This is a genomic window from Micromonospora sp. NPDC005254, assembly GCF_042872525.1.
Lineage (GTDB): Bacteria > Actinomycetota > Actinomycetes > Mycobacteriales > Micromonosporaceae > Micromonospora.
The window spans coordinates 319,293-346,100 of the sequence record NZ_JBIAKM010000003.1; the positions used below are offsets into that span (position 1 = coordinate 319,293).

Annotated in this window: 31 protein-coding genes; 24 read left to right on the top strand and 7 right to left on the bottom strand. The window is 73.6% G+C overall.

The features are described from left to right. The first annotated feature begins 44 nt into the window (after positions 1–44). From ACFYPR_RS11155 to ACFYPR_RS11195, 9 genes are all read left to right on the top strand, one after another. A complete protein-coding gene (locus ACFYPR_RS11155) occupies positions 45–863 on the top strand; it encodes a hypothetical protein (RefSeq protein ID WP_387259631.1) in 819 nt (272 codons plus the stop codon). Positions 864–868: 5 nt separating this feature from the next. Then, positions 869–1,180 carry a DUF167 domain-containing protein gene (locus tag ACFYPR_RS11160; protein WP_354856140.1) on the top strand — a complete coding sequence of 104 codons (312 nt, stop codon included), beginning with the start codon at positions 869–871 and terminating at the stop codon, positions 1,178–1,180. A 22-nt stretch (positions 1,181–1,202) separates the two neighbouring features. Continuing rightward, complete coding sequence (locus ACFYPR_RS11165; RefSeq protein ID WP_387259634.1) at positions 1,203–2,702, top strand: potassium/proton antiporter; 1,500 nt, start codon at positions 1,203–1,205, stop codon at positions 2,700–2,702. A gap of 222 nt (positions 2,703–2,924) precedes the next feature. Further along, positions 2,925–3,344 carry a TraR/DksA C4-type zinc finger protein gene (locus ACFYPR_RS11170; RefSeq protein ID WP_007463005.1) on the top strand — a complete coding sequence of 140 codons (420 nt, stop codon included), beginning with the start codon at positions 2,925–2,927 and terminating at the stop codon, positions 3,342–3,344. A gap of 65 nt (positions 3,345–3,409) precedes the next feature. After that, a complete protein-coding gene (lspA, locus tag ACFYPR_RS11175) occupies positions 3,410–4,024 on the top strand; it encodes a signal peptidase II (RefSeq protein WP_354856142.1) in 615 nt (204 codons plus the stop codon). Further along, entirely contained in the window at positions 4,021–4,965 is a 945-nt protein-coding gene (locus tag ACFYPR_RS11180) for an RluA family pseudouridine synthase (RefSeq protein ID WP_354856143.1), read from the top strand. The genes lspA and ACFYPR_RS11180 overlap by 4 nt, the downstream gene beginning before the upstream one ends. A 42-nt stretch (positions 4,966–5,007) precedes the next feature. Continuing rightward, positions 5,008–6,036 (top strand): hypothetical protein, encoded by a 1,029-nt coding sequence (locus ACFYPR_RS11185; protein WP_387259637.1) that lies wholly within the window; start codon positions 5,008–5,010, stop codon positions 6,034–6,036. 95 nt (positions 6,037–6,131) lie between these two features. Continuing rightward, positions 6,132–7,838, top strand: a complete 1,707-nt coding sequence (locus ACFYPR_RS11190) for an AAA family ATPase (RefSeq protein WP_387180000.1) — start codon at positions 6,132–6,134, stop codon at positions 7,836–7,838. 56 nt (positions 7,839–7,894) lie between these two features. Then, the gene (locus ACFYPR_RS11195; protein ID WP_355067220.1) at positions 7,895–8,734 is read left to right on the top strand and encodes a DUF2567 domain-containing protein; all 840 of its coding nucleotides are present in this window, start codon (positions 7,895–7,897) and stop codon (positions 8,732–8,734) included. On the opposite strand, the gene ACFYPR_RS11200 is transcribed toward ACFYPR_RS11195, so the two are convergent. After that, positions 8,649–9,353: an LON peptidase substrate-binding domain-containing protein gene (locus tag ACFYPR_RS11200; RefSeq protein ID WP_354856147.1), complete on the bottom strand. Its 705-nt coding sequence runs from the start codon at positions 9,351–9,353 to the stop codon at positions 8,649–8,651. The genes ACFYPR_RS11195 and ACFYPR_RS11200 overlap by 86 nt on opposite strands. Before the next feature lie 106 nt (positions 9,354–9,459). On the opposite strand from ACFYPR_RS11200, the gene hisD reads away from it, so the two are divergent. From hisD to hisF, 12 genes are all read left to right on the top strand, one after another. Next, on the top strand, positions 9,460–10,782 hold the full coding sequence (gene hisD / locus ACFYPR_RS11205) for a histidinol dehydrogenase (RefSeq protein ID WP_387179997.1): 1,323 nt from the start codon (positions 9,460–9,462) through the stop codon (positions 10,780–10,782). Continuing rightward, complete coding sequence (locus ACFYPR_RS11210) at positions 10,779–11,867, top strand: histidinol-phosphate transaminase (RefSeq protein WP_354856149.1); 1,089 nt, start codon at positions 10,779–10,781, stop codon at positions 11,865–11,867. The genes hisD and ACFYPR_RS11210 overlap by 4 nt, the downstream gene beginning before the upstream one ends. Before the next feature lie 37 nt (positions 11,868–11,904). After that, a complete protein-coding gene (gene hisB, locus ACFYPR_RS11215; RefSeq protein WP_355067217.1) occupies positions 11,905–12,516 on the top strand; it encodes an imidazoleglycerol-phosphate dehydratase HisB in 612 nt (203 codons plus the stop codon). Between the two features lie 58 nt (positions 12,517–12,574). Further along, positions 12,575–12,748 (top strand): hypothetical protein, encoded by a 174-nt coding sequence (locus ACFYPR_RS11220; protein WP_354856150.1) that lies wholly within the window; start codon positions 12,575–12,577, stop codon positions 12,746–12,748. After that, positions 12,745–13,380: an imidazole glycerol phosphate synthase subunit HisH gene (gene hisH, locus ACFYPR_RS11225; protein WP_354856151.1), complete on the top strand. Its 636-nt coding sequence runs from the start codon at positions 12,745–12,747 to the stop codon at positions 13,378–13,380. The genes ACFYPR_RS11220 and hisH overlap by 4 nt, the downstream gene beginning before the upstream one ends. Before the next feature lie 39 nt (positions 13,381–13,419). After that, positions 13,420–13,743, top strand: coding sequence for a hypothetical protein (locus ACFYPR_RS11230; RefSeq protein ID WP_354856152.1), 324 nt, complete (start codon positions 13,420–13,422; stop codon positions 13,741–13,743). Positions 13,744–13,757: 14 nt separating this feature from the next. Continuing rightward, positions 13,758–14,483, top strand: coding sequence for a bifunctional 1-(5-phosphoribosyl)-5-((5-phosphoribosylamino)methylideneamino)imidazole-4-carboxamide isomerase/phosphoribosylanthranilate isomerase PriA (priA, locus tag ACFYPR_RS11235; protein WP_234588027.1), 726 nt, complete (start codon positions 13,758–13,760; stop codon positions 14,481–14,483). Then, positions 14,480–14,869, top strand: coding sequence for a RidA family protein (locus ACFYPR_RS11240; protein ID WP_387259640.1), 390 nt, complete (start codon positions 14,480–14,482; stop codon positions 14,867–14,869). The genes priA and ACFYPR_RS11240 overlap by 4 nt, the downstream gene beginning before the upstream one ends. A gap of 78 nt (positions 14,870–14,947) precedes the next feature. Further along, entirely contained in the window at positions 14,948–15,394 is a 447-nt protein-coding gene (locus ACFYPR_RS11245; RefSeq protein WP_355067215.1) for a MarR family transcriptional regulator, read from the top strand. Between the two features lie 5 nt (positions 15,395–15,399). Then, on the top strand, positions 15,400–15,831 hold the full coding sequence (locus tag ACFYPR_RS11250) for an organic hydroperoxide resistance protein (protein WP_355067214.1): 432 nt from the start codon (positions 15,400–15,402) through the stop codon (positions 15,829–15,831). Positions 15,832–15,877: 46 nt separating this feature from the next. Continuing rightward, positions 15,878–16,876, top strand: coding sequence for an NADP-dependent oxidoreductase (locus ACFYPR_RS11255; RefSeq protein ID WP_387259643.1), 999 nt, complete (start codon positions 15,878–15,880; stop codon positions 16,874–16,876). 76 nt (positions 16,877–16,952) lie between these two features. Beyond that, positions 16,953–17,720 (top strand): imidazole glycerol phosphate synthase subunit HisF, encoded by a 768-nt coding sequence (hisF, locus tag ACFYPR_RS11260; RefSeq protein ID WP_354856158.1) that lies wholly within the window; start codon positions 16,953–16,955, stop codon positions 17,718–17,720. A 184-nt stretch (positions 17,721–17,904) separates the two neighbouring features. Here the strand turns inward: hisF and ACFYPR_RS11265 are convergent, their stop codons facing one another. Next, on the bottom strand, positions 17,905–18,153 hold the full coding sequence (locus ACFYPR_RS11265) for a hypothetical protein (protein WP_355067213.1): 249 nt from the start codon (positions 18,151–18,153) through the stop codon (positions 17,905–17,907). Between the two features lie 175 nt (positions 18,154–18,328). Between ACFYPR_RS11265 and ACFYPR_RS11270 the strand changes: the two genes are divergently transcribed. Together ACFYPR_RS11270 and ACFYPR_RS11275 are read left to right on the top strand one after the other, a co-directional pair. Further along, positions 18,329–19,546: a multiprotein-bridging factor 1 family protein gene (locus tag ACFYPR_RS11270; RefSeq protein WP_387259647.1), complete on the top strand. Its 1,218-nt coding sequence runs from the start codon at positions 18,329–18,331 to the stop codon at positions 19,544–19,546. Between the two features lie 11 nt (positions 19,547–19,557). After that, positions 19,558–20,100, top strand: a complete 543-nt coding sequence (locus tag ACFYPR_RS11275; protein ID WP_354856161.1) for a GNAT family N-acetyltransferase — start codon at positions 19,558–19,560, stop codon at positions 20,098–20,100. A 101-nt stretch (positions 20,101–20,201) separates the two neighbouring features. Here ACFYPR_RS11275 and ACFYPR_RS11280 read toward each other — a convergent pair whose 3' ends face one another. Together ACFYPR_RS11280 and ACFYPR_RS11285 are read right to left on the bottom strand one after the other, a co-directional pair. Then, complete coding sequence (locus tag ACFYPR_RS11280) at positions 20,202–20,663, bottom strand: hypothetical protein (protein WP_354856162.1); 462 nt, start codon at positions 20,661–20,663, stop codon at positions 20,202–20,204. 101 nt (positions 20,664–20,764) lie between these two features. Continuing rightward, positions 20,765–21,448 carry a hypothetical protein gene (locus tag ACFYPR_RS11285; RefSeq protein WP_354856163.1) on the bottom strand — a complete coding sequence of 228 codons (684 nt, stop codon included), beginning with the start codon at positions 21,446–21,448 and terminating at the stop codon, positions 20,765–20,767. Between the two features lie 59 nt (positions 21,449–21,507). Between ACFYPR_RS11285 and ACFYPR_RS11290 the strand changes: the two genes are divergently transcribed. After that, positions 21,508–22,965 carry a PLP-dependent aminotransferase family protein gene (locus ACFYPR_RS11290; RefSeq protein WP_354856164.1) on the top strand — a complete coding sequence of 486 codons (1,458 nt, stop codon included), beginning with the start codon at positions 21,508–21,510 and terminating at the stop codon, positions 22,963–22,965. 73 nt (positions 22,966–23,038) lie between these two features. On the opposite strand, the gene ACFYPR_RS11295 is transcribed toward ACFYPR_RS11290, so the two are convergent. From ACFYPR_RS11295 to ACFYPR_RS11305, 3 genes are all read right to left on the bottom strand, one after another. Continuing rightward, positions 23,039–24,865: a long-chain fatty acid--CoA ligase gene (locus tag ACFYPR_RS11295; protein ID WP_354856165.1), complete on the bottom strand. Its 1,827-nt coding sequence runs from the start codon at positions 24,863–24,865 to the stop codon at positions 23,039–23,041. A gap of 139 nt (positions 24,866–25,004) precedes the next feature. Then, positions 25,005–25,955, bottom strand: coding sequence for a terpene synthase (locus ACFYPR_RS11300; protein WP_387259650.1), 951 nt, complete (start codon positions 25,953–25,955; stop codon positions 25,005–25,007). A gap of 129 nt (positions 25,956–26,084) precedes the next feature. Beyond that, positions 26,085–26,714 carry a TIGR03085 family metal-binding protein gene (locus tag ACFYPR_RS11305; protein ID WP_387259652.1) on the bottom strand — a complete coding sequence of 210 codons (630 nt, stop codon included), beginning with the start codon at positions 26,712–26,714 and terminating at the stop codon, positions 26,085–26,087. Between the last annotated feature and the right edge of the window lie 94 nt (positions 26,715–26,808).

Here is a 26,808-nt window from a genome sequence, read left to right on the forward strand (position 1 = left end):
GTCGCCGGCCCTGCCTGGACGGTACGACGCGGCGGGGGTGAGCCGTGATAGTCGCGAGTCTTCTGCTCATCCTCGTCGCTGTGGTGCTGCTGGTGTTCGGTCTGGCCGGTGGCTCCAGCATTCTGTTGACCATTTCCATCGCGGCCAGTCTGCTGGCCGCCGTCGCGTTGGTGGTGGGCGCCCGCCAGGCAGCCGCCAACCGCGCGACGGCGGATCCCGGTCGGGCCGGTCCGCGGGACCGCGCGACATTCCGCAGGGCCAGCCAGGCCCAGCCGGGTTTCGCGTACGGTCCACCGCTGGCCGAGCCGGATGTGCCGGTCCAGCACGTACCTTCGACGGTCGGCAACGGCGGCACCGGGTGGCGGCAACCACCCGAGCCGCCGTCCGACCCCGACGCGGCCCCGTCCTTCGACGCGGCCCCGTCCTTCGACGCGGCCCCGTCCTTCGACGCGGCCCCGTCCTTCGACGCGGCCCCGTCCTTCGACGCGGCCCCGCCGTTCGAGCCCGAGGCGCCGCTCGTGACCCCGGCCGACGGGTCACGCTCCTCGTCCGTCAGCCCGGCATCGCCCTTCGTGGCCCGGGGCGACGAGGCGTACCCCGCCAACACGATGTCGGTCGACGCGCTGGCCGACGAGCCGGCCGAGCAGCCGATCACCCCTGCCGAGGCGGCCCGGGTCTCCCGGCTGCCCGACCCCGTCGTGGTGGTCGACGGGCGGCCCCGCTACCACCTGGCCGGGTGCCGACGCCTGGCCGGCCGGGTGCCCGAGACTCTTCCGGTCGCCGAGGCCGTCGAGCTGGGATTCACGCCGTGTGCGGCGTGTGCGCCGGCCACCGCCCTGCTCACCGACGCCCGGCCGATCTGAGAGCCGTGTCGGTGCCCCCGCAGGACGCGCTCACCGTCGCGGTACGGGTGAAGCCTGGCGCCTCCCGGAACACCGTCGGCGGCCGCTTCGACGGCACGTACGGGCCCGCCCTGGTGATCGCGGTCCACGCTCCGGCTGTGGACGGCCGGGCGACCGAGGCGGCCCGCCGCGCCCTCGCCGACGCGTTGGGGGTCCGGGCGGCCGCGGTGTCGCTGCGCACCGGCGCGACCAGCCGGGACAAGCTGTTCGTCGTCGACCGGCCCGGCCCCGAGCTGACCGACGTGCTGCACCGACTGCGCGACGGATCCGCAGGGTGAGGACCGCCCGGGCTCGGCAACCGTGACGCCCGGGCTGGACATCGCGCTGCTGCTCGGCGCGGCCGTGCTGCTGGTGGCGGTCGGCGCCGTCCGGCTCTCCAGCCGCCTCGGGGTGCCCAGCCTGCTGTTCTACCTGGCGCTCGGCGTGGCCATCGGCGAGGCCGGGCTGGGTATCCGCTTCGACGACGTCGAGTTGACCCGGACCCTCGGCTTCTGCGCGCTCATCGTGATCATCGCCGAGGGTGGCCTGACCGCCCGGTGGAGCGCGCTGCGCCCGGTCCTCGGGTTGGCCTCCGCGCTCTCCACGGTCGGCGTGATCGTCAGCATCGTGGTGGTCGGCATCGCCGTACACCTGTTGTTGGGTCTGGACTGGCGGCTGGCGTTGCTCTACGGCGCGGTGCTCTCCTCCACCGACGCGGCGGCCGTGTTCGCCACCCTGCGACGGCTGCGGCTGCCACCGCGGCTGGTGGCCACACTGGAGGCCGAGTCGGGCATGAACGACGCCCCGGTGGTGCTGCTGGTGGTGCTGCTGTCGCACGCGGGCCTGTCGCATCCGTGGTGGTACGAAGTCGGCCTGGTCTGCTACGAGCTGGGCGTCGGCGCGGCGGTGGGCGTGGGCGCGGGCCTCGCCGGCACGTGGGCGCTGCGCCGGGCGGCGCTGCCGTCCGCCGGGCTGTACCCGATCGCGGCGGTGGGGATCACCGTCCTGGCGTACGCCGCCGGCGCCGTGCTGCACGCCTCGGGCTTCCTCGCCGTCTACGTGGCTGGAGTGCTGCTGGGCAACGCCCGGCTGTCGCACCGGCAGGCGATCCTCGGCTTCGCCGACGGGCTGGCGTGGGTCGCCCAGATCGGGCTGTTCGTGCTGCTCGGGTTGCTGGTCTCGCCGGGCCGGTTGGACGCGGCGGTGCTGCCGGCGGTGGTCGCCGGTCTGGCGCTGGTGCTGCTGGCCCGGCCGCTGTCGGTGGTCGTCTCGGCGTTGCCGTTCCGGCTTGGCCTGCGGGAGCAGGCGTTCCTGTCCTGGGCCGGGCTGCGCGGGGCGGTGCCGATCGTGCTGGCCACCATTCCGCTCTCGGAGCGGGTGCCGGGCGCGGAGCGCCTCTTCGACGCGGTCTTCGTGCTGGTGGTGATCTTCACGCTGGTGCAGACCAGCACGCTCGGTCCGTTCGCCCGCTGGCTGGGGACCACCGCGCCGGCCGAGGCCACCGAGATCCACGTGGAGACCGCGCCACTGGAGCGGATGCGGGCCGATCTGCTCCAACTTGAGGTGCCTCCGGGCTCACGGCTGGCCGGCGTGCACGTCGACGAGTTGCGATTGCCGCTGGGCGCCTCGGTGACCCTCGTGCTGCGCGACGGGGTGGGCTTCGTGCCCGGCCCGGACACCCGGCTGAAAACCGGCGACAGCCTGCTGATCGTCGCCACCGGTGGGGTGCGCGACGCCGCCGAACGGCGGCTGCGGGCGGTCAGCCGACGCGGTCGGCTGGCCCGATGGTTTGGCGAGTACGGGGATGAGGCGGTCGGTTGATCTGCTAGCGTTCCCTTTGCCCCGGTTAGGCAGGGCTCGGGGCTGTTGAGCGGTGCGACGGTGCGCCACGTTGTCGGACGCCTGTACGTTCCGTATTCTTGCCAACCTCCGGAGTGCGCGGCCATCGTCGCCGTGCGCCCCTTTTCGTACTTGGGGGACGCCTTCGTCGGCGCCCCTGACCAGGTGCCGCGACCGAGCGGCTCCGCGGCCGAGGAGCGACCCATGGCGAAGCCAGCCGACACCAGGACCGCCGGCCGCAAGCCGGTGGCCAAGGCCACCCGCAGCGCGGCGGAGACCGAGAAGATCCGGGCGGCGCTGGCGGCGCGGCGGGACGAGCTGCGCGCCGAGTACGATCAGACGCTGAGCGAGATCACCGAGCTGCAGCGCGATCGGTTGACGGACTCGGCCGGGGACGACCAGGCCGACACCGGGACCAAGACGTTCGAGCGGGAGCAGGAGATCTCTCTCGCCAACAGCATTCTGGAACGGATCACGCAGGTCGAGCGCGCCCTGGAGCGCCTCGACGAGGGTGGTTACGGCTGGTGCGAGCGGTGCGGCAACCCGATCCCGGTCGAGCGCCTCGCCGCCTTCCCGTCGGCCACCCTGTGTGTGACGTGCAAGCAGTTGGAGGAGCGGCGCTGACGCCCGGTCCCCGTCTGCGATGAGGCGGTGAGCGATCACCGCCGAGACACCTCGATGGGGAGCGCATGACCGCAGCACCGCCCGCCGACCCCGGCCGTACCGACCCGGGCGGCGGCAAGCCCCGGCCCCGGGCCGTCGCGATCCTCGCCGGGGTGGCCCTGGTGGCCCTGGTGGCCGACCTGCTGACCAAGCACCTCGCGCTGGCCGCGCTGAGCGACCGGGAGCCGGTCCGGGTGCTGGGTGGGCTGGTCTACCTGAGCCTGACCCGCAACAGCGGCGCCGCGTGGAGCATCGGTGCGAACTACACCTGGGTGTTCCCGCTGATCACCATCGGCGTGGTCGGCTGGATCGTCTGGATGGCGCTGCGGCTGCGTTCCCTGCCGTGGGCGATCTCCCTCGGCCTGGTGCTCGGTGGCGCGCTGGGCAACCTCATGGACCGGATCTTCCGGGCGCCCGCTCCGTTCCACGGTCACGTGGTCGACATGATCAGCGTCTTCGGGCCGTACGGCGAATATTTCCCGGTGTTCAACCTGGCCGACAGCTCGCTGGTCTGCGGTGTGCTGCTGGCCGTGCTGCTGGAGCTGACCGGTCGCCAGCGTGACGGGCGGCGGGCCGGCCGTGACGGCGCCCCCGCCGACGCGGACGCCACCGCCGACGCCGAGCAGAGGGAGCGGGCATGACCTCCGCGTTCGCCGCCGGTGGCGACCACCGTTCGCTGCCCGTGCCCGACGGCCTCGACGGCATGCGCCTGGACCAGGCGGTGTCCCGGCTGTTCGGCCTCTCCCGTACCGCAGCCGCCGCCCTGGTCGACGCGGGCGACGCCCTCGTCGACGGCGCTGCCCGGCCCAACTCCCACAAGGTCAAGGCCGGCTCCTGGCTGGAGGTCACGCTGCCCGCCCCGGTCGCCCCACCGACCGTGGTGCCGCAGGCGGTGCCCGGCCTGCGCGTCGTGTACGCCGACGACGACATCGTGGTGGTGGACAAGCCGGTGGGCGTGGCCGCGCATCCCAGCCCGGGGTGGACCGGCCCGACGGTGATCGGTGCCCTCGCCGCGATCGGGCACCGCATCTCCACCAGCGGCGCCGCCGAGCGGCAGGGCGTGGTGCACCGTCTCGACGTGGGCACCACGGGGATCATGGTGGTGGCCAAGAGCGAGCAGGCGTACACGGCGTTGAAGCGGGCCTTCAAGTACCGCGAGGTGGACAAGGGCTACCACGCGGTGGTGCAGGGGCACCTGGACCCGCTGCGGGGCACCGTGGACGCGCCGATCGACCGGCACCCCACCCACGACTACCGCTGGGCGGTGGTGTCCGGCGGCAAGCCGAGCATCACCCACTACGACACCCTTGAGGCGTTCCCGGCGGCCAGCCTGGTCGATGTGCGATTGGAGACCGGCCGGACGCACCAGATCCGGGTGCACTTCTCCACGCTGCGGCACCCCTGTGTCGGTGATCTCACCTACGGCGCCGATCCCACCCTCTCGGCCCGTCTCGGCCTGGCCCGACAGTGGCTGCACGCCCGCGAACTGAGCTTTTTGCACCCCCGTTCGGGGGACGAGGTCCGGTTCGTCAGCGACTACCCTGACGACCTGGAACGTGCGCTTGAGATCCTGCGTGACTGAGCGGCGACCACCCGACATCGATCCGACGAGGGGATCCCGCCTGTGCGCGCCGGCGACCTGCTGCGGCAGCTGGACCAACAGCTGCTGCCGCCGCTGACCCGGGCGGTGGCCCGTCTCGGTGACCGGTCGGGGCGGTCCGGGGTGCTCACCTGGGCCGCCGTGCTCTCCGCGGCGGCGGTCCTGGGCACCGCAGTGTGGGCCGCCGACGATGCTCCGGTGGGCGACCGGACGGTTGGCGAGGTGACCCGCGTCGGGGTGGCCGACGGCGACTGGGTCCCCGGCTACCTGCGTTCGGCCGCGGCCGATCTGGCCGCGCTGAGCCCGACGGCCCCGGCCACCGGGGACGGGACGTACGCCCTGGTGATGCTCGACGCGTACCTTCCGCCGCAGCGGCTGGCCGCGGTGCTCGGTGACGTGTCGGTGTCGACGGTCTTCGGCCGGGTGCCGCTGCCCGGCCGGCAGACCGAGATCGTCCGGATCCCCGCGTCGCGGGTGCCGGACGACGTGGTCGCTCAGATGGCGCAGGTGGCCGCCCGCAAGGACGGCGAGGCCGCCGACTACCGGGCCAGGGCCGCCGCGGTGCGCGGCGACGGCGCCGCCGAGCGCGAGCTGCGCCAGCGGTACGTCACCGGGGCAGACGTGGCGAGCGCCGAGGCGGCGGCGTACCGCACCGGCTGCGCCTGCGTCTACGCCGCGGTGGTGCGTGCGGCGCCGGAGGTGCTGCGCGGCGTGGCCGCCCGCCCGGACGTGCGGGCCGTCGATCCGGCGCCCGAGGTGTACCGACTCGACCGTACGGTCTTCACGCCGCCGCTGCCCGAGCAGCGCGACGTGGTCCGCCCGCCGGCCGACACCGGGCCGAGCCCGGAGCCGACGCCGCTGGCGAGTGGCGGGCCGACGTCGAGCACGCCGAGACCGCCGGTGCCGATGGGCGAATCGTCGGAACCCGCACCGCTCGTAACGATTCCGTCACCCGCGTCGCCCTCGGCCGAACCCACCGAGGCGGCCCCGCCGGGTGTCGCCACCTCCCCGGACGCGATCGACGAGGGGCTGCTGACGCCCTCCCCGTCGTGATCTGCGCCGGGTGGTGTGCGTGCTCGGGTGTGGTCCGAATAGGGTTTGGTTCGTAGCCTGTCAGACAGAGATCGATGGTGCTGGGAGGGCGGGCCGTGGAGGGCAGTGAGACCGGCTGGGGCCGGCCGGCCGAACCAGCGCCGAGGTGGCGGGCATTGCTGGACCGCGCCCGGCTGGGCGGTCGGGCCGCTGAGCAGCCCGAGCCCGAGCGCCGGGCCGACGAGGCGCCGCCGGACCCACTGCCGCGGCGCGCGGCCCCCAACGGCTACGCGGGGCGGGCGTCGGCCATCGGGCATCCGGCCGATCTGTCGTACGGCCAGGAGCCCGGTTACCGTGCCGAGGCGACCTACCGGGTCGATCCCGCCTACCGGGCCGAGCCGGGGTACCGGGCCGAGCCGGACTACCGTGCCGAGCCCGCGTACCGGGCGGAGCCGGACTATCGGGCGGAGCCCGCGTACCGGGCGGAGCCGGACTACCGTGCCGAGCCTGCGTACCGTGCCGAGCCGGACTATCGGGCGGAGCCCGCGTACCGGGCCGAGCCGGACTACCGCGCCGAGCCGACGTACCGGGCTGACCCCGGTTACCGGGCCGAGCCGACGTACCGTGCCGACCCGGGTCACCGGGCCGAGCCGACGTACCGCGCCGACCCGGGCTACCAGGCCGAGCCCGAGCCGCCGCCGCGCCGGGCCGAGCCCGAGTCGCGCTACGCCCTCCTGGACAACGGCTACCGGCCGGGCAACCCGGCGGGGGAGTCCCGCTACGCGCTGCTGGAAACCGGTTACCAGCCGGAGACCGGCTACCCGAGCGCCGCGCCGCCGGTGACCCCGCCGGTCCCGGCGGTCGCGCCACCACCGGTCGCGCCGCCGCCCGCCCCACCGGTCGCGCCGCCGGTCACTCCGCCGCCCGCCGCGCCGGTCACCCCGCCGCCGGGCTCGGCCATCGCCGAGCGCGGCTACCCCGCCCGAATCGAGTGGCGGCCGCAGGGCGTCGACCAGGAGCTGGAACGCGCCACCGGCGTGCTCCGCCGCGATCTGGGCACACCCCGCGTGTTCGCGTTCGCCAACCCCAAGGGCGGGGTGCACAAGACCACCGCAACGGTGCTCGCCGCCGCCACCATCGGCAGCGTCCGGGGGCGGGGCGTGCTGGCCTGGGACGACAACGAGCTGCGCGGCACCCTGGGGCTACGCGCCGGCAGCGCCCGCCACGCGCGCACCATCCGGCACCTGATCGGTGACCTGGCCCAGATCGAGATCCTGGAGGGCGCGACCCTGCTGGAGCGGCTGGACGACTACCTGCGGCACGCCTCCGACGGCTCGTACGACGTGCTGGCCGGCGAGGAGAGCCCGCGCTTCGCCCAGCGGCTCGACCAGTTCACCGTCAAGCGGGTGCTCGAGCTGCTGCGGCGTACGCATGACGTGGTCTGCGTGGACACGGGCAACAACGTGGAGAGCGCCAACTGGCGCACCGTGATGCAGGCCGCCGACCAACTGGTGGTGACCACCGTGCCCCGTGAGGACGCGGCGTTCAGCGCCGACTGGATGCTCGACCTGCTGCACGAGGAGGGCATGGGCGAGCTGGCCGACAACGCGGTCACCCTCATCTCCTGCCCCACCCCTGGCCGCTCGCCCCTGCAGGACGACCTGGAGCGGCACTTCGCCACGCGTACCCGCGCGGTGGCCGTCGTGCCGTACGACCCGGCGTTGGAGACCGGCTCGTCGATCGAGTACCACCAGCTCCAGCCGGAGACCCGGCAGGCGTGGCTGCGCGCCGCCGCGGCCATGGCGGAGCCGTTCGCCCGGTGAGCGGGTTCGCCGCCACCGGCGCCCCGGCCCGTCTCGGGGCCTGAGAGGATCATCGGGTGAGCCCGGACAACCCCGACCCTGAGCGGCACGTCGACGACGCCGACCGGCCCGCCGCACCCCCACCGTCGGGTGCGGCGCCCACGGGAAGCGAGTCGGCCGTGCCGCCACCAGCCGCGCCGCCGCCCGGGTTCGGCCCCGGGGAGGGTCCCGCCTCGACGGCGTACCGGAGCGAGCTGGAGCTGACCCTCGACGAGCCGCGCCGGCCGCTGCGGACGGTGGCGACGGTGCTCGGCGTCGTGCTCGCCCTGGCCGTGCTGGGCGGGGGGCTCGGGCTGCTCTGGGCCGTGCTCGCGCCGGACACCCCGGTGCTCAAGACCGCCGAGGGCGCGATCTACGCCGAGCCCCAGCCGGAGCAGCCGATCGCCGCGGACGGCTGGTTCAGCCTGCTCGGGCTGGCCTTCGGGGTGCTCGCGGCGCTGGCCCTGTGGTTCCTGCTGCGCCGGCAGCGCGGCCCGGTCGGGCTGCTCGGCGTGGTGCTGGGCACGCTGGCCGCCGCCCCGGTGGCCTGGCAGGTGGGGCGTCGGGTCGGGCTGGCGACCTTCGACCGGCTGCTGGACACCGCCCCGGCCGGGCAGGCGTTCACCAAACCCGCCGACCTGCGCGCCGGCGGAATCGACTGGCTCTTCGGCGTGTTGCCGGTGCCGCACGGCAATTTGCTGCTGCCCGCGTTCGGCGCCGCCGTCACGTACACCCTGCTGGCCGGTTGGTCGCGCTGGCCGGGCCTGCGGCCGGAGCCGGACCCGGCGGCCCTCAGTTGGGTGTCGGCGGGGACGCCAGCTCCGACAGCGGCACCGGAACCGCCCGCACCTGGCGCAGCAGAGCCGCCTCGCGGTTGAGCAGTCGCAGCTCGGCGCGGAGCCGGGCGGCGGTGTCGTCGATCGCGAGCAGCCGTTGCCGGTCGTCGACGGTCAGCGCGGCGGTGGCCGCCACCAGGTGGGAGAGCACCGTCGGATCCTCCGGCAGCTGCTCGGAGATCTCCTCCGGGTCGGGGCGGATCAGCCCCAGGTACTGCCGGAACACGGCGATCACCCGGGCGGCCAGCAGGTCGGCCACCTCGTCCGGCCCGGTGGCCTCGGGCAGCCATTCCACGGCAGCCGTCAGGTAGGGCGCGGACGTGTCGTCGACGTCGGCGATCCGGAAGCGACGGCGGCCGACCGTGACGATGTCGAAGCCGCCGTCGGCCAGCTCGGTGACCTGGCGCAGCTCGGCGGTGCAGCCCACCTCGTGCAGGGTGACGTCGCCGACACCGGTGCTCGCGCGGGTGCCGGGCCCGGCGGGCGCGACCTCCCAGCCGGCCTGGATGGCCACCACCCCGAACTCGCGGGACGCGCCCTCGGGCAGGTCGACAAGGTGCCGGACCAGGGCCCGGTAGCGCTCCTCGAAGATGTGCAGCGGCAGCACCAACCCGGGAAAGAGCACCGTTGCGAGCGGGAACACCGGCAGCCGTGCGGTCACGTGGTCGAGCCTAACCAATCGCGTCCGCGGCGGCGTGGCCCGGCTCACCGTCCCGCCGAGCGGGCGACTGGGGTGAGCTCCGGGCGGGCCGCCTAGACTCGCAAGGGTGCTGAATCGGATCGACCTGCGCGACGGTCTCGTGGACCCGCGCCGCCTGCTGCCCCGTGCCCAGCTCGACGTGTCGGTGGCCGTCGAGCGGATCAAGCCGCTCGTCGAGGCGGTACGAAAGCATGGGTACCCGGCGATCCGGGAGGCCAGTGAGCGGTTCGACGGCATCTCACCGGAGGTGCTGCGGGTGCCGGTGGAGGCGATCGCCGAGGCCGAGGGTGTGCTCGACCCGGCCGTGCGTGCCGCGCTGCTGGAGTCGATCGCCCGGGCCCGCAGGGTGCACGACGACCAGCGGCGCACCGACCACACGACCCGGGTGGTGCCCGGCGGCACGGTCACCGAGCGGTGGCTGCCGGTCGACCGGGTGGGCCTCTACGTCCCCGGCGGCCTGGCGATGTACCCGTCGACAGTGGTGATGAACGTGGTGCCGGCCCAGGCGGCCGGAGTGCGCTCCCTGGTGGTGGTCAGCCCGCCGCAGAAGGACAACGGCGGCCTGCCCGACCCCCGGGTGCTTGCCGCGTGCGCGCTGCTCGGCGTCGACGAGGTCTACGCCGTGGGCGGCGCCCAGGCGGTGGCGATGCTGGCGTACGGGTCCGCCGTCGACCCGGCGGGCGCGCTGCGGTGCGAGCCGGTCGACCTGGTCACCGGCCCGGGCAACATCTGGGTGACCGCCGCCAAGCGGCTGCTGCGGGGTGTCGTCGGCATCGACGCCGAGGCCGGCCCGACCGAGATCGCGATCCTGGCCGACGACAGCGCCGACCCGGCGCACGTCGCCGCCGACCTGATCAGTCAGGCCGAGCACGACCCGCTCGCGGCGAGCGTGCTGGTCACCCCGTCGGTGGCGCTCGTCGAGGCGGTCGAGCGGGAGCTGGCCCGGCAGGTGCCCGCCACCAAGCACGCCGAGCGGGTGACCACGGCGCTGACCGGCGAGCAGAGCGGCGTGGTCCTGGTCGACGACCTTGAGGCGGGGCTGCGGGTGGTCGACGCGTACGCGGCCGAGCACCTGGAGATCCAGACGGTCGACGCCCGGGAGTGGGCGCTGCGGGTGCGCAACGCCGGAGCGATCTTCGTGGGCGCCTGGTCGCCGGTGTCGCTCGGCGACTACTGCGCCGGCTCCAACCACGTGCTGCCCACCGGCGGCTGCGCCCGGCACTCGTCCGGGCTGTCGGTGCAGTCGTTCCTGCGCGGCGTGCACCTGATCGAGTACACCGAGGCCGCGCTGCGCGAGGTGGCCCCACACGTGGTCACCCTGGCGAACGTGGAGGACCTGCCGGCGCACGGCCAGGCCGTGCAGGCGCGCTTCCCGGGAGGGGTGGCGTGACCTCGCTCGATGATCTGCCGATCCGCGACGACCTGCGCGGGCTGTCGCCGTACGGGGCGCCGCAGCTCGACGTGGCGGTGCGGCTCAACACCAACGAGAACTCCTACCCGGTGCCGGAGCCGGTCGTCGACGCGATCGGCAAGGCGCTCGCGGCCGAGTTGCGCGACCTGAACCGCTATCCGGACCGGGACGCGGTGGCGCTGCGCGCCGACCTGGCCGAATATCTCGGGCACGGCCTGACCGTCGAGCACGTCTGGGCGGCCAACGGCTCGAACGAGATCCAGCAGCAGTTGTTGCAGGCGTTCGGTGGGCCGGGGCGCACCGCGATGGGTTTCGTGCCGGCGTACTCGATGCACCCGCTGCTGGCCCTCGGCACCGGCACCCGGTGGGTGCCCGCCGAGCGCGGCGTCGACTTCGGGCTGACGGCCGACGAGGCGGTGGCCCAGGTCCGCGAGCACCGGCCCGACGTGGTCTTCCTCTGCTCGCCGAACAACCCCACCGGCACCGCGCTGGACCCGGCGGTGGTCGCCGCGGTGCTCGACGTCGCGCCCGGCATGGTGGTCGTCGACGAGGCGTACGCCGAGTTCGCCCGGCCGGGCACGGTCAGCGCCCTCGCGGTGCTGCCCGGCCACCCGCGGCTCGTGGTCACCCGCACGATGAGCAAGGCGTTCGGCTTCGCCGGTGGCCGGCTGGGCTACCTGGCCGCCGACCCGGCGGTGGTGCGGGCGGTGCAGCTGGTCCGTCTGCCGTACCACCTGTCCGCGCTGACCCAGGCCGCCGCCCGCGCGGCGCTGGCCCACCGCGACGCCCTGCTGGGTACGGTGAGCGCGATCATGGCCCAGCGGGACCGGATCGTCGCGACGCTGCGCGAACGCGGCCTGCGGGTGGCCGACAGCGACGCCAACTTCGTGCTGTTCGAGTCCGGCGGCGACCAGGCCGCCGCCTGGCAGGCCCTGCTGGCGCAGGGTGTGCTGGTCCGCGACGTCGGCCTGCCCGGCTGGCTGCGGGTGACCGCCGGCACCCCCGCCGAGACCGACGCCTTCCTAGCTGCAATGGAGACTGTGCGATGGGAGCGCGAGGAGTGAGCTTGCGAGCCCCGCAGTCGCGACCGAAAGGTATGCAATGAGCCGGACCGCCCGGGTGGAGCGGATCACCAAGGAGACCAAGGTCCTCGTCGAGATCGACCTCGACGGCACCGGCGCCGCCGAGATCAGCACCGGCGTGGGCTTCTACGACCACATGCTGAACCAGATCGCCCGCCACGGCGGCTACGACCTGACCGTGCGCACCGTGGGCGACCTGGAGATCGACGCCCACCACACGATGGAGGACACCGCGCTCGCGCTGGGCGCCGCGTTCGACCAGGCGCTGGGCGACAAGGCCGGCATCCGGCGGTACGGCTCGGCGACCGTCCCGATGGACGAGGTGCTGGTCCGGGCCGCGGTGGACCTGTCCGGCCGGCCGTACGTGGTGCACGACGAGCCAGTGCTGGCCCCGTACATCGGGCCGGTGTATCCGACCAGCATGACCCGGCACATCTGGGAGTCGTTCGGCCAGGCGGCCCGGATGACCCTGCACGTCGACGTGCTGCGGGCAGCCCGTCCGGGTGGGCACCCGGACGCGCACCACGTGGTGGAGGCCCAGTTCAAGGCGGTCTCCCGGGCGCTGCGCGAGGCCACCGCTATCGACCCGCGGGCGGCCGGCGCGATCCCGAGCACGAAGGGGGCGCTCTGATGAGCGCGAGGAGTGCAGCGCAGCGGAGCCCCGCAGTCGCGAATGGAAAGTGGTTCTGATGGGTGCCGCGTTGCCGACGTTGCTGCTGATCCTGGCCGGGGTGCTGGTGGGCGGCGCGTGGTCGCTGCACCGGCAGGGTGCGCCGAGGGGCGCCGTGGTGATCACCGCGCTGCTCGCGCTGCTCGCCACGGCCGCCGGGGTGCTCCGGCTGATCCCGGAGTCGGGGTCGTGACCGCCGACGTGGTGGTGCTCGACTACGGCTCGGGCAACCTGCGCTCGGCGGAGCGGGCGCTGGCCGCGGCGGGCGCGTCCGTCCGGGTGACCGACGACCTCGCCGCGGCGGCCGCCGCGGACGGTCTGGTGGTGCCGGGTGTGGGCGCCTACGCGGCGTGCATGGCGGGTATCGAGGCGCTCGGCGCCGGGCCGGTGATCGCGGAGCGGGTGGCCGCGGGCCGGCCGGTGCTCGGCATCTGCGTGGGCATGCAGGTGCTCTTCGAGCACGGCGAGGAGCACGGGGTGGTGACCAAGGGCCTCGGGCTGCTGCCCGGCGGGGTGACCCGGTTGGCCGCGCACCGCCTGCCGCACATGGGCTGGAACACGGTTCGCGCGCCCCGCGGGTCGGTGCTGTTCGCCGGGTTGCCGACGCAGAGCCGGTTCTACTTCGTGCACTCGTACGCGATGGGTGACCCGGCGGCGTTGGCGGCCGCGGGGGCCGTGGTGACCACGGCCCACCACGACACCGACTTCGTGGCCGCGGTGGAGCGTGGGCCGCTGTCGGCGGCGCAGTTCCACCCGGAGAAGTCCGCCGACACCGGTGCCGCGTTGCTGCGCAACTGGCTCGCCACCCTGCCCGCCGGTGACTGAGCGCCGGCACCGCCCGGCGTCCGGCGGGCGGGCGTCGCGGTGAGCCGGGAGCGGGCTCGTCGGCGGGCCGAACGTGAGGCTGACCTGGCGCGGGAGCGGGCGGCCCGGCAGCGCCGGGTGGCGCGTCGGCAGCGCCGCCGCGCGGTCGTCCGACGGTTGACGCCGCAGTTGCGCCGGGGCCGCACGGGCCGGCTGGCTCGGCACACGCGGGGTGAGCGGGCGGCGATCGTGCTGCTCACCGGGGCGGCGATGATTCTGATCTGGACGTTCGTCGACGATCTGGCGTTGCGTGTCGCGCTGATCGTGCTGTTGCTGCTCGTACTCCCGGCGATCGTGGTGATCGCTCTGGACCGTCGTACCTGATCGAGGAGAAGACGTTGAGTCTCACCCTGTTACCCGCCGTGGATGTCGCCGACGGCCGGGCTGTCCGGCTCGTGCAGGGCGCCGCCGGCAGCGAGAGCGTCTACGGCGACCCGTTGGACGCGGCGCTGGCGTGGCAGCGCGACGGCGCAGAGTGGATCCACCTGGTCGACCTGGACGCGGCGTTCGGCCGGGGCACCAACGCGCACCTGCTCGCCGAGGTGGTGCGGCAGTTGGACGTGCAGGTGGAGTTGTCCGGCGGCATCCGTGACGACGAGTCGCTGCGCGCGGCGCTGGGCACCGGGGCGAGCCGGGTGAACATCGGCACCGCCGCGCTGGAGGACCCGGTGTGGTGCGACCGGGTCGTCGGGGAGTACGGCGACCGGGTCGCCATCGGGCTGGACGTACGCGGTCAGACCCTGTCCGCGCGGGGTTGGACCCGTGACGGCGGTGACCTGTACGAGGTGCTGGAGCGCCTGGACAAGGCGGGCGCCACGCGGTACGTGGTCACCGACATCACCAAGGACGGCACCATGCGCGGCCCGAACCTGGATCTGCTGCGCGAGGTGTGCGCGCGTACCGACCGGCCGGTGATCGCCTCGGGTGGCGTGTCCACCCTGGACGACCTGCGGGCGCTGGCCACGCTGGAGCCGCTGGGCGTGGAGGGCGTGATCGCCGGCAAGGCGCTGTACGCGGGCGCGTTCACGGTGGCCGAGGCGCTGCGCACGTTGGCCGAGGCGTGACGGTCACCCGGCTGGGCTCGGGAGGGCCGTGGGAGCAGAGCTACGGCTACTCCCGGGTGGTCCGGGCCGGTGACCTGGCCTGGACGGCTGGCTGTACGGCCACGGTCGACGGTCGGGTGGCGCACGTCGGGGACGCCGCCGCGCAGACGGCGCAGGCGTTGCGGATCGGGTTGGCGGCGCTCGCCGAGGTGGGCGTGCAGCCGGGTGACGTCGTCCGGACCCGGATGTACGTGACCGACCGGCTGCACGCCGACGAGGTGGGCCGGGCGCACAATGCGGTCTTCGGGGCGGTCCGCCCGGTGGCGACGCTGGTGGTGGTGGCGGGTCTGCTCGACCCGGAGCATCTGGTCGAGGTGGAGTTGGAGGCGTACGTCGGCGAGCGCTGAGCTGCCGGTGGCCCTCGTCACGGCCGCGCTCCGGCCTGATCGGTTGTGCACAACTTAATTGCGGGCTACGGTTCACGGGTGACCGATGATCTGGTGCTGCGCCGGCAGGTGTGCTTCGCGCTCTACGCCGCGTCGCGCGCCCTCACCGACGTGTACCGGCCGATCCTCGACGAGTTCGGGCTGACCTATCCGCAGTACCTGGTGCTGCTGGTGCTCTGGGAACGCCCCGACGACGCGCCGACGGTGTCCGAGCTGGGCGCCGAGCTGCGGCTGGACTCCGGCACGCTCTCCCCGCTGCTCAAGCGGCTGGAGGGGGCGGGCCTGGTGGTGCGGCGGCGGTCGGCGCGCGACGAGCGGCGGGTCGAGGTGGGCCTCACCGAGCAGGGCCGGGCGCTGCGGGAGCAGCTCTGCGACGTCCCGCTGCGGATCGCGCAGGCCACCGGGCTGGGCATCGCCGAGCTTGTCGCGCTGCGCGACACCCTCACCCGGGTCACCGACACCATCCACCGACAGAAGGAGCAGTGACTCTCATGCAGGTTCTCTACACCGCGTCCGCGACCGCCACCGGCGATGGCCGGGACGGCCACGTCGAGACCTCCGACGGCACCCTCGCGTTCGACCTGGCGGTGCCGAAGGAGATGGGTGGCGCGGGTGGCGCCGCCAACCCCGAGCAGCTCTTCGCCGCCGGCTACGCGGCCTGCTTCCACAGCGCCCTGCGCGTGGTGGCCCGCCGCGCCAAGGCCGACGTGACCGGCTCCGTGGTCGGCGCCGAGGTCGGCATCGGCCCGAACGGCAGCGGTGGCTTCGGGCTCACCGTGCGGCTCGTCGTCGACCTGCCCGCCGTCGCCCGCGACGCCGCCGAGCAGCTCGTCGAGCAGGCCCACCAGGTCTGCCCGTACTCCAACGCGACCCGTGGCAACATCGAGGTCGCGTTGACTGTCCGCGAGACCCTGGCCGCCTGATGTCGCGGACCCGGACCCCACCCGCGGACGAGAGGACGACCACCCGATGACCAGCAACCGTGAGATCCACCTGGCCAGCCGCCCTGAGGGCTGGCCCACCGAGGACACCTTCCGGCTCGTCGAGACCGACGTCCCGAGGCCCGGACCGGGCCAGATCGTGGTCCGCAACCAGTTCATGTCCGTCGACCCGTACATGCGGGGACGGATGAACGACGTCAAGTCGTACGTGCCGCCGTTCGCCCTCGACGCCCCGCTCGACGGGGCCGCGATCGGCGAGGTGGTGGCCAGCGAGTCGGCCGACATCGCGGTCGGCGACACCGTGCTGCACGGGTTGGGCTGGCGGGAGTACGCGCTGCTCGACGCCACCGCCGGGCGCAGGGTCGACCCGAGCGTCGCCCCGGCCAGCGCGTACCTGAGCGTGCTCGGCATGACCGGCCTGACCGCGTACGCCGGTCTGCTGGAGGTCGCCGCGATGAAGCCCGGCGAGACGGTCTTCGTCTCGGCCGCGGCCGGCTCGGTCGGCAGCCTGGTGGGCCAGATCGCCAAGCTCAAGGGCGCCGGCCGGGTCATCGGCAGCGCCGGCTCGGCCGCCAAGGTCGAGCGGCTGCGGGCGCTGGGCTTCGACGCCGCGTTCGGCTACCACGACGGGCCGGTCCGCGACTCGCTGCGGGCGGCCGCCCCGGACGGCGTCGACGTCTACTTCGACAACGTCGGCGGAGACCACCTGGAGGCGGCGATCTCGGCCATGAACCTGCACGGCCGGGCCGCCATCTGCGGCATGATCGCCCAGTACAACGACACCGAGCCGCCCGCCGCGCCCCGCAACCTGTCGCTGGTCATCGGCAAGCGGCTGACGCTGCGCGGCTTCCTGGTCCGCGACCACAACCACCTGCGGGACGCGTTCGTCCGCGACGTCGCGGGCTGGCTGCGCGAGGGCAAACTCTCCTACGACGAGACGGTCGTCGACGGCATCGAGAACGCCCCGGCGGCGTTCCTCGGCCTGCTGCGCGGCGAGAACCTGGGCAAGATGCTCGTCCGGGTGTGAGCACCCGCACGTGGCGCACGGCGGTCGGCCCGGTCGGGTCGGCCGTCGTGCCATGCCCGGAGGATAGGCTGGCGGCATGACGGTGGCGGTGCGCGTGATCCCCTGTCTCGACGTGGACGCCGGGCGCGTGGTCAAGGGGGTCAACTTCCTCGACCTGCGGGACGCCGGCGACCCGGTGGAGCTGGCCGCCGCGTACGACCGGGCCGGCGCCGACGAGCTGACCTTCCTCGACGTCACCGCGTCCTCCAACGACCGGGGCACCATGCTCGACGTGGTGCGCCGCACCGCCGAGTCGGTCTTCATCCCGCTGACGGTCGGGGGTGGGGTCCGGCAGGTCGGCGACGTCGACACGCTGCTGCGCGCGGGCGCGGACAAGGTCGGTGTGAACACCGCCGCCATCGCGCGGCCGGAGCTGATCGCCGAGATCGCCGACCGGTTCGGCCGGCAGGTGCTCGTGCTCTCCCTCGACGTACGCCGTGCCCCGGCCGGGGTGACGCCCAGCGGGTTCGAGGTCACCACCCACGGTGGCCGGCGCGGCACCGGCCTCGACGCGGTGCGCTGGGCGCGGCAGGTGGCCGAGCTGGGCGCGGGGGAGATCCTGCTCAACTCGATGGACGCCGACGGCACCAAGGCGGGCTTCGACCTGGAGCTGATCGGCGCGGTGCGGGCCGTGGTGGACGTGCCGGTCGTGGCCAGCGGTGGGGCCGGCGAGGTGGCGCACTTCCCGCCGGCGATCGGGGCCGGCGCCGACGCGGTCCTCGCCGCCAGCGTCTTCCACTTCGGCGAGCTGACGGTGGGCGAGGTCAAGGACGCCCTGCGCCGCAGCGGTCACCCCGTGCGCTAGCCACGCCGGGCCGTCGTCCGCGCCGCGCCCAGGTGGTACGCGTCGTGCGCGATCAGATTCGCGAACGCTCCCGCCCATACCCAGCACCGGGCGCGGGTGCCGCAGATCGGGCATCGCCCGTGTCGCTGCTCATGCTCGGCCAGAACCCGCCACCATCTGGCCAGTTGCTCCGGGCTTGGCGCACTCACCGGGCTCCATCCAGGTTCGCGCGGATCGCAGCGACCGACACCTGCGCCTCGAAGCACCACCCGCCGGCGCAGTCCGGTACGGGGCCAGCACACGTGTGCCCCCGCATCCGCACCAGTCCGCCGACCGGCTGCTGGTCCACGACCACCGCCCACACCAGTTCGTCGCGGTTGGTCGGGTTCGGGCTGATCTCCCACGCCAGCAGGTGCAGCAGGGTGCCCGCAGGCACCTGAAGGCTGTCGGTCATGCTCGGCTCCGAGGGCAAAGGGTGGACATCACCGGGAACGGCAGCCACAGTTCCCGTCGATCCCGCCGGAAGCTGCTGTGCCAGATGGGCTGACACGTCGAGCGTGGCCGATAAGCTGGGCCTACGGCAGGCGTGAGCGGTGTGCACACGCTCCTGCACACGCTGGGGGTCGGGAATGGACACCTTCGGGCAGCTACTCAGACGGCATCGCGAGAGCGCCGGGCTGTCCCTGCGGCAGCTCGGTTCGCTCATCCACTTCCAGTACAGCCACATCGCCCAGGTGGAGCGTGGTGGACGCCGTGCCACCGATGCGCTGGCCACGGCCTGCGATCGGGCCTTGGGCGCTGACGGCGCGCTCGTCGAGGCGTACCGGACCGACCGTGCCGGCGCCACCGACATGCACAGACGCACCGTGCTGCGCGCCATGACCGCCTTGGCTGCCGCCCCCGCCGTCGCGCCCCTGGCCGGGTTGGAAGCCCTCCGCCACGGCCTCGGCGACGCGGTGACGCCCGACCACGACGAGTGGGAGCAGATCGTGGCCGACTACGGCCACAGCTACTACCGGCAGGCCCGTCCCGCGCTGATGGCCCAACTGGGTGCCGACCTGACCGTGCTGCAACACCAACTCGCCGCCGACACTGGTACGCGCCGGCCTGGTCTTCTGCGAGCTGCCTCCCGCCTGTCCGTCATCGTCGCGTTGAGCCTTGTCGCGTCGGGGCAGACCGTGCTAGGTCGCCGCTGGTGGCGGACCGCCCATCGGGTTGCCGACGAATCCGGGGACACCGACACCCGGGTGTTGGTGCGGGCGTGGAATGTGGTGAACGGCTGCTACGACGGACGCCAACCGTCGGCGGTCGTCGCCCTGTCGGACGAGGCACTGCCTCTACTGGGGCGGCGGGCTACGTCGGCGGCGTGCGGGTTGCTCGCCGGCCGGTCCCAAGCCCTGTCGTTGGCCGGGCGGCATGCGGAGGCGGTGGCGACGGTGCGGCAACTCGCCGACCTTGCCCAGCAGCTACCAGCCGCGATCGTGGACGACGTGGAGTCGTTGTGGGGGTGGCCGGAGCATCGGCTTCACCACACCGAATCGTGGGTGTACACGCACGGTGGCCGTCTGGTCGACGCGGAGGCCGCGCAGGAGCGGGCCCTCGACCTGTACCCGGCGTCGCAGGCGCGGTTACGTGCGCAGGTGCAACTGCATCAGGCTGCCCGGCTGATCCGGGGCGGGCATGTTCCCGACGGGTTGCGGTACGCCGCCGACACCCTCGACGCGCTGCCGGTCGAGCTGCACAACCACCTGCTGCGGTCGGTGGCCGCCCAGGTCACGGCTGCCGTACCCACAGTGGAGCGGTCGCGGCCCGCGTTCGCCGATCTCGCCGACCGGGTTCGGGCCTAGGCTCATCCGCTATGCCGGTGACGTACACCGTGCACACCGCCGAGTCGGCCGCGGCCGTGTTTCCGGCGCTGGCCCGCCTGTACGCGGTCGTCTACGCCGAGCCGCCCTACGCCGAGGGGCCGGAGCAGGTTGCCGCGTTCGCCGACGGGTTGCCCGACGAGTCGCGACGCCCAGGATTCACCCTCGTGGTCGCCGAGGAGGTGGGTGTGCTGGTGGGTGCGGCGTACGGGTGGACGATGCCCGCCGGCCGTTGGTGGATGCGCGCCGACACCAAGCCTTTCGCCGACCTCCGGACCGCCGACAAGTTCGCGGTGATGGAGTGGGTCGTGCATCCCGACCGGCGCGGTGCGGGCATCGGTGCGGAGCTCATCCGCCGGCTCCTCGACGGGCGGCCCGAACGGTGGGCGACCCTGGCGTCCAACCCGGCCGCACCCGCCCGTGCCATCTACCAGCGCGCGGGTTGGCAGCAGGTCGGCGGATCGGCGATGCCCGACGGCACACCCATGCACCTGCTCGTCCTGCCGTTGCCCGCTGCGCCGGTCCGGCGTCGCTGACCCCCGGCCCGGGTCCATCGGCGCGACGTTTCGCCCGCTTGGCAATCTTGGACAGTTTCCGTTAGCAGGTAACGGAAACTGTCCAAGATCTGCAATGGGTGTCAGTGGCCGCCGGAGTGGCCCTCGGGTGACCGGCGGGGGGTGGGGATCGACCGGACGGCGTACTCCTGCACGGCCGCCGCGTGCTCGGCCTCGTCCAGGATCCAGTCGGCGCGGCCCGGCGCGTGCCGGCGGCTCAGCACGCCCTGCACGGTGTCCACCATCGTCGCTACCCCGGCGCGCGGCCGGGTGCGCCAGAGCTGCTCACCCTCCGTGGTGATGCGGAACCAGCCGTCGGCGACGGTGACCAGACCCGCGCCGACCAGCCGCTGCACCGCGGCCTCCACCTCGTGCCGCTGCGGAATCGCCTGGTTGAGGTGATCGGCGGTGGACAGCACGTCGGTCAGGCGTACGCCCTCCGGCCGACGACTCGTCGCGGACCGTCGGTGCCGCCCGGCCCCGCTCGCGATCACCAACGACACGAAGATCCAGGCGTCGCTCCAGCGCCAACCGTTCTCCCCCATGCAGAGATGATGACGGCGAGCGCCGCGGAAGGGAACACCCACCCTCCAACGAGCCCGTTTCGACCATCGTGCGTGCCGGCCCGTGGACGGTCGGTGAGCGCTCAGGCGGCCGGGGCGGGAGCGGCGCCCGGCGGGTCGCCCGCGGTGGCGCCCGGCGGGTCGCCGGCGGTCGCGTCCAGCGCGGGCACCGCGACGAGCGGGATGAAGAACTGCGCCAGTGGGCCGATGGCCAGCGCGTACGCGATGGTGCCCACGCCGACCGTGCCGCCGAGCAGCCAGCCCAGCGCGAGCACGGTGACCTCGATGACCGTGCGCACCAGGCGGATCGAGCGCCCGGGTCGGCGGGCGACGAAGCCGGTCATCAGCCCGTCGCGTGGACCCGGACCCAACTGGGCGCCGAGGTAGAGCGCGGTGGCCGCGCCGTTGGCGACGATCCCGGTGATCAGCAGAGCGATGCGGGCGCCGAGGGGGCCGCCGGTGGGCAGCAGGGCCAGGGTGGCGTCCACCACCAGGCCAATCACCACCACGTTGCTGACCGTGCCGAGGCCGGGCCGCTGGCGCAGCGGGATCCACAGCAGCAGCACCAGGGCGCCGACGCCGATGGTGACCGTGCCGAAGGAGAGCCCGGTCCGCTCGGACAACCCCTGGTGGAAGACGTCCCACGGGTCGAGGCCCAGGTCGGAGCGGATCATCAGGGCCATGCTGACCCCGTAGAGGACGAGCCCTGCGTAGAGCTGGGTGAGCCGTCGCACCGGCCGCTGCCGCAGATTGCCAATCAGTGCCATGCATGCCACCCTAGGTGCCAATCCTCCCGGAGGAAGAGGCCAATATCCGAGGAGTGGCCATGACAGCTCAGGTGCGAGGCGTCCAATTGGCCCGGTTGCTCGGGCAGTGGCACGCCCTGCCGGGCCGTCGTCGGAGTCCCGACTACGCCGCCCTGGCCGGCGCGGTGCGCGGCCTGCTCGCCGACGCCCGGCTTCCGCTGGGCGTGCGCCTCCCGGCGGAACGCGAGCTGGCCGAGGCGCTGCGGATCAGCCGCACCACGGTCACCGCCGCGTACCGGGAGCTGCGCGAGACCGGGCATCTGGCCAGCCGCCGGGGCGCCGGCAGCTGGACGATGCTTCCCGGCAACCACCGGGTCGCCAGCACCGGGCTGTGGACCCCGCTGGACGACCGGGAGATGATCGACCTCGGCGTCGCCGCGTTGGCGGCCCCGCCGCAGCTGCTCGCCGCCGCGCGGGCCGCCGCCGAGGATCTGCCCCGCTACCTGGGCGGGGCCGGCTACCACCCGACCGGGATCGGCGAGCTGCGCGCCGCGGTGGCCGCCGGCTACACCGCGCGGGGGTTGCCCACCTCGGCCGACCAGATCATGGTCACCAGTGGCACCCAGCACGCCCTGGACCTGGTGCTGCGCCTCGCCCTGGCGCCCGGCGGGAGCGTGCTCGTCGAATCCCCGACCTACCCCAACGCGCTCGCCGCGCTGGCCAGCCGGCGGGCCCGGATCACGACACACGGGCTGTCCTCCGACGCCGGTGGCTGGGAGCCCGACCTGCTGCTGGGCAGCCTGCGGCAGACCCGGCCCAAGCTGGCGTACCTGATTCCGGAGTTCCAGAACCCGACCGGGCACCTGATGCCGTCCGCGTTGCGCGAGCAGGTGGTCGCCGCCGCCCACGCCGTCGGCACCGACCTGATCGTCGACGAGTCCTTCGTGGACCTGCCGCTGGACGACACCGAGCTGCCCCCGCCCACGGCCACATTCGACCGGCACTCCCGGGTGGTGAGCATCGGAGGAATGAGCAAGCCGTACTGGGGTGGCCTGCGCATCGGCTGGGTACGCGCCTCCGCGCCGCAGGTGCAGCGGCTGGCCGCCGTCCGGGTCGGTGTGGACATGTCCAGCCCGGTGCTCGACCAGTTGGTCGCGGTGCACCTGCTCAACGACGCGGCGGCCATCGTCGCCGCCCGCCGGGCCCAGCTCACCGCCCAGCGCGACGCGTTGCTGGCCGCGCTGGCGCACCGACTTCCGGACTGGCGGGTGACCGTGCCGCGCGGCGGCGTGACCCTCTGGGCCGAACTGGACGGCCCGGTCTCCAGCGCGCTCGCCCGCGCCGCCGAGGAGGTCGGTGTCCGGCTCGCGCCCGGCCCCCGGTTCGGTCTGGACGGCACCCTGGAACGCTTCCTGCGGCTGCCGTTCACCCTGCCGGCCGCCGACCTGGTGGAGGCCGTGGAGCGGATCGCCACGGTCCGCTACGACCTGGACCGGACCGGCCGGCAGCGATGGCGGGAGCCGTCCGTCATCGCCTGAGCCCGGCCGGCCCCCGGTCGACGCGCCGGTGGCCCCACACCCGAGCGGGTGCGAGGCCACCGGCGGACCGTTTCTACAGCTCGGCGAGCGTGCCCGCGTACATCTTGTCGATCTCGGCGGCGAAGTTGCTCTCCACGCCACGGCGCTTGATCTTCAACGACGGGGTGATCTCGCCGTCCTCGATCGTCAGGTCGCGCGGCAGGATCGCCACCTTCTTGATCGTCTCCCAGCGGTTGAGCTTGGCGTTGAGCTGGGCGACGTACTCCTCGACCATCGCCTGCGCCTCCGGCGAGGCGACGATCTCGGCATAGTCGCGGCCCTCCAGCGGGCCGCCGGCCACCCAGCCCCGGATCGCGTCCGGGTCCAGCGTGACGAGCATCGTGCAGAAGTTGCGGGCCTGACCGACCACGACCGCCTGCGAGGTGTACGGGCAGATCGCCTTGAACATCCCCTCGATGTGCGACGGCGCGATGTACTTGCCGCCCGAGGTCTTGACCAGGTCCTTCTTGCGGTCGGTGATCCGCAGGTAGCCCTGCTCGTCCAGGCTGCCGATGTCACCGGTGCGGAAGAAGCCGTCCTCGGTGAACGCGGCGGCGGTCTCCTCCGGCAGGTTGTGGTAGCCGCGCATCACGGGCCGGCCACGGACCAGGATCTCGCCATCGGTGTCGATCCGGCACTCCAGGTCGCCCATCGCCTGCCCGACAGTGCCGATCCGCAGCCCGGAGGGCGGGTTCACGAAGTTGCCGGCGCTGGTCTCGGTGAGGCCGTAGCCCTCGGAGATCGGCAGGTTGGCGGCGGCGAAGAAAGTGGCGATCTCGGGGCTCAGCGGAGCGGCGCCGGAGACCAGCACCCGCATCCGGCCGCCCAGGCGGGCCTGGAGCTTGCTGAACACCAGCTTCTCGGCCAGCCCGTAGCGCAGCTTCAACCCGGCCGGCACCGGCTTGCCGGCCTGCTCCAGAGCGACCTTCTCCTTGCCGACCTGGACACCCCAGGCGAAGATCTTCGCCTTCGCGCCGCCGGCGCCCTGCGCGGTGGTCACCGCCCGGTTGTAGACCTTCTCGAAGACCCGGGGAGCGCCGCACATCAGGGTCGGCCGGATCACCGCGAGCAGGTCGACCAGCTTGTCCACCCGCCCGTCGACGTAGGTGGGCAGACCGACGTGGATCGCGCCGCAGAGCAACGTCTTGCCGAACGAGTGGGCCAGCGGCAGCCACAGGTACTGCAGGTCGTCGTCGCGCAGCAGCCCGACCTCGGCCTGCGCCACGGCCTCCCAGCACCAGCCGCCGTGCAGCAGCTCGACACCCTTGGGCTGGCCCGTGGTGCCGGAGGTGTAGATCAGCGTGGCCAGGTGATCCGGGCCGATGCCGGCCACCAGCATGTCGATCAGATCGGGCTCGGCGGCCAGCGCGCGGGTGCCCTGCTCCTCCAGGTCGGCCAGGGTGAGCTGGGGAACCGCGGCGTTCGGGTCCGGGGTGCCGTCGAAGAGCACCACGTGGGTCAGCGCCGGCAGGGCCGCTCCGGCGATCTTGGCGGCCTGCGTCGGGTTCTCCGCGAAGAGCACCCGCGAGGCGGAGTCAGCGATGATGAATGTCGCGTCCGCCGGCTCGGTGGTCGGGTAGACGGTGGTGGTCGCCCCGCCGGCGCACATGATGCCGAGGTCGGCGACCACCCAGTCGAGCCGGGTGTTGGCGAGGATGGCGACGGGATTCTCCTGGCCGACGCCGAGCGCGTGCAGGCCGGCGGCGACGGCCTTGGCGCGTTGGCCGACCTGCTCCCAGGTCAGCCAGTCGGGGCCCGAGTCGTCGGGGGTCGGGGACGCGAACGCGTGGCGGTCGGGGGTGGCCGCCACACGCTTGAGGAACATGTCCGGGATGGAACGGTACGGTACATCGAGAGCCATCGCTGTAGCCGCCTTCGGGGGTGGTGGCGTGACGGTCGTCACGTCATAGTGGTTACCGAAGAGTATTGCCTGGCACCGGGCATCGGCTAGTGCTGGTGATCGGCTGGCTGCCCTGGCCCGCCGGCCGACACACCCCGGATCAGGCGTAGCGGGCAGCCACGATTGACCAGTCGTAGGTCGCCTGGACCCAGTTGCGCCGCGCGGCCAGCGGCGAGCGCAACGCCTCGACACCGCTGGCCAGCAGCCTCTCCTCCGCCGCCAGGTACGCCGCCAACCCCCGGTTGAAACGGTCGGCGGCCGCCCATAACGCGTCCGCCTCGGCCAGGCCGCCCTCCTGGGCGATGACCGTCACCAGGTTGTGCGCGTCCGGGTCGGCCCGGCTCTCCTTGCCGTACGAGAAGAGGTCGTTGCACCAGCAGACCAGGTCCACCGCCAGCAGGTCCAGGGCGGCCAGCGCCGGTTCGGCACGCCGGGTCGGGCCGGGTGGCTGTTCCGACGCCAGGTCGGTCAGGGTGAGACAGGGGTGCACGCCGCCGATGTGCCGACGCAACTGGACGTACTCCGTCAACCCCGGCACCCGCCGGCGTTCCCGGTTGGCGGCCTCCCAGAGCAGCGCCAGCAGATACTGGCGCACCTGGCTGACGAACCGCAGCAGCATCGGCGCCCGCCCCTCGGCCCGGGTCCGGCGGCACAGATCATGCAGCGCGGCACCCAGCGGGCCGGCGTTTGGCGGCAGTGGCGCGAGCGGGTCGCCGCACCGGTCCAGCACGTCGAGCAGCGCGGCGATGACCGGCGCCAGCCGGCCCGGGTCGGCCCCGAGGCCGTCCTCGTCGCAGGCGTCGTCCATGACGAAGAGCCAGGAGATCAGGTCGGTGAGGAGCCGCAGCCCCTGCGCCGGCCCTTCCGGGCAGGCCCGGCCGGCCAGGCCGGCGGCGTCCGCCAGTTGTAGTCGATGAACCTGATGACCGGAATTGACCAAACCGAGAGCGCGCGCCCACTCGACGCTCTCGCTGGCCACCCGATCCGTGGACTTGTGGCGCCCCGCCGCGAAGGAGGGTTCCCGTAGCGCCGAGATCGCGAAGCTCCGCATCGTGTGCCCCCACATCGTGCCGCCCCGGCGCGGAACGGCGCGGTGAAGCGTACGGGAGGAGGTATTGGCGCGCATCGCTAGGACTGCGGCAGTTGTCCGGCGCCTAGGTGACCGATTAGGCGCAGAAAGTCACATGCCCAGGCTGGCGTTGCGGAGCTGCCGCGCGGACGTCGCCGAACCGTCCAGTTGAACCCGGGCCACCCGCTGCCGACCGGAGAGGAACAGGGTCAACTCGGCCGGCGCGCCCACCAACCGCAGCCGCTCGCCACCACGGCCGACGGAGATTTCGCCGTGACCGGGCGCCTGCACGTAGAGGTCCGCCGGGAAGCGGCGCAGCGTCAGCCGGGCGAGCGGGGCGACCCGCTTCCACAGGGTGGCCTGCAAACCGCGGGACAGCTCGCGCGGCTGCCACCCCGGGACGGCCCGCCGCACGTCCTCGTGGTGGATGAAGAACTCCACCGTGTTGACCAGCTCGTCGGTCAGCGGGTTGCTGATCGGGCTCCACACCGGCGGCCGGCGCACCTGCGCCACCAGCTCGGGGTAGGGCCCGGCGGCGAGCCGTCGGCGGACCCGTTCGGCGTGCCCCCGCAGCGGCGCCAGCAGGATCCCGCCGGCCGCGTCCGGACGGCGCTCGCGCAACACCAGGTGCGCGGCGAGGTCACGGGTCGCCCAGCCCTCGTTGATCGTCGGCGCGTCGGGCCCGAGGGCCAGGAAAAGATCGGCCAGCGCCTCGCGCTCGGCTCGGGCGTACCGCGACATGGCCCGATCGTAGGCCCGCGGACGCGCCACCGCGCGCCGGCGGACGCCCGGCCGCACCCAGAGCCCGTACGTCCGGTACGTGACGGTCGACATA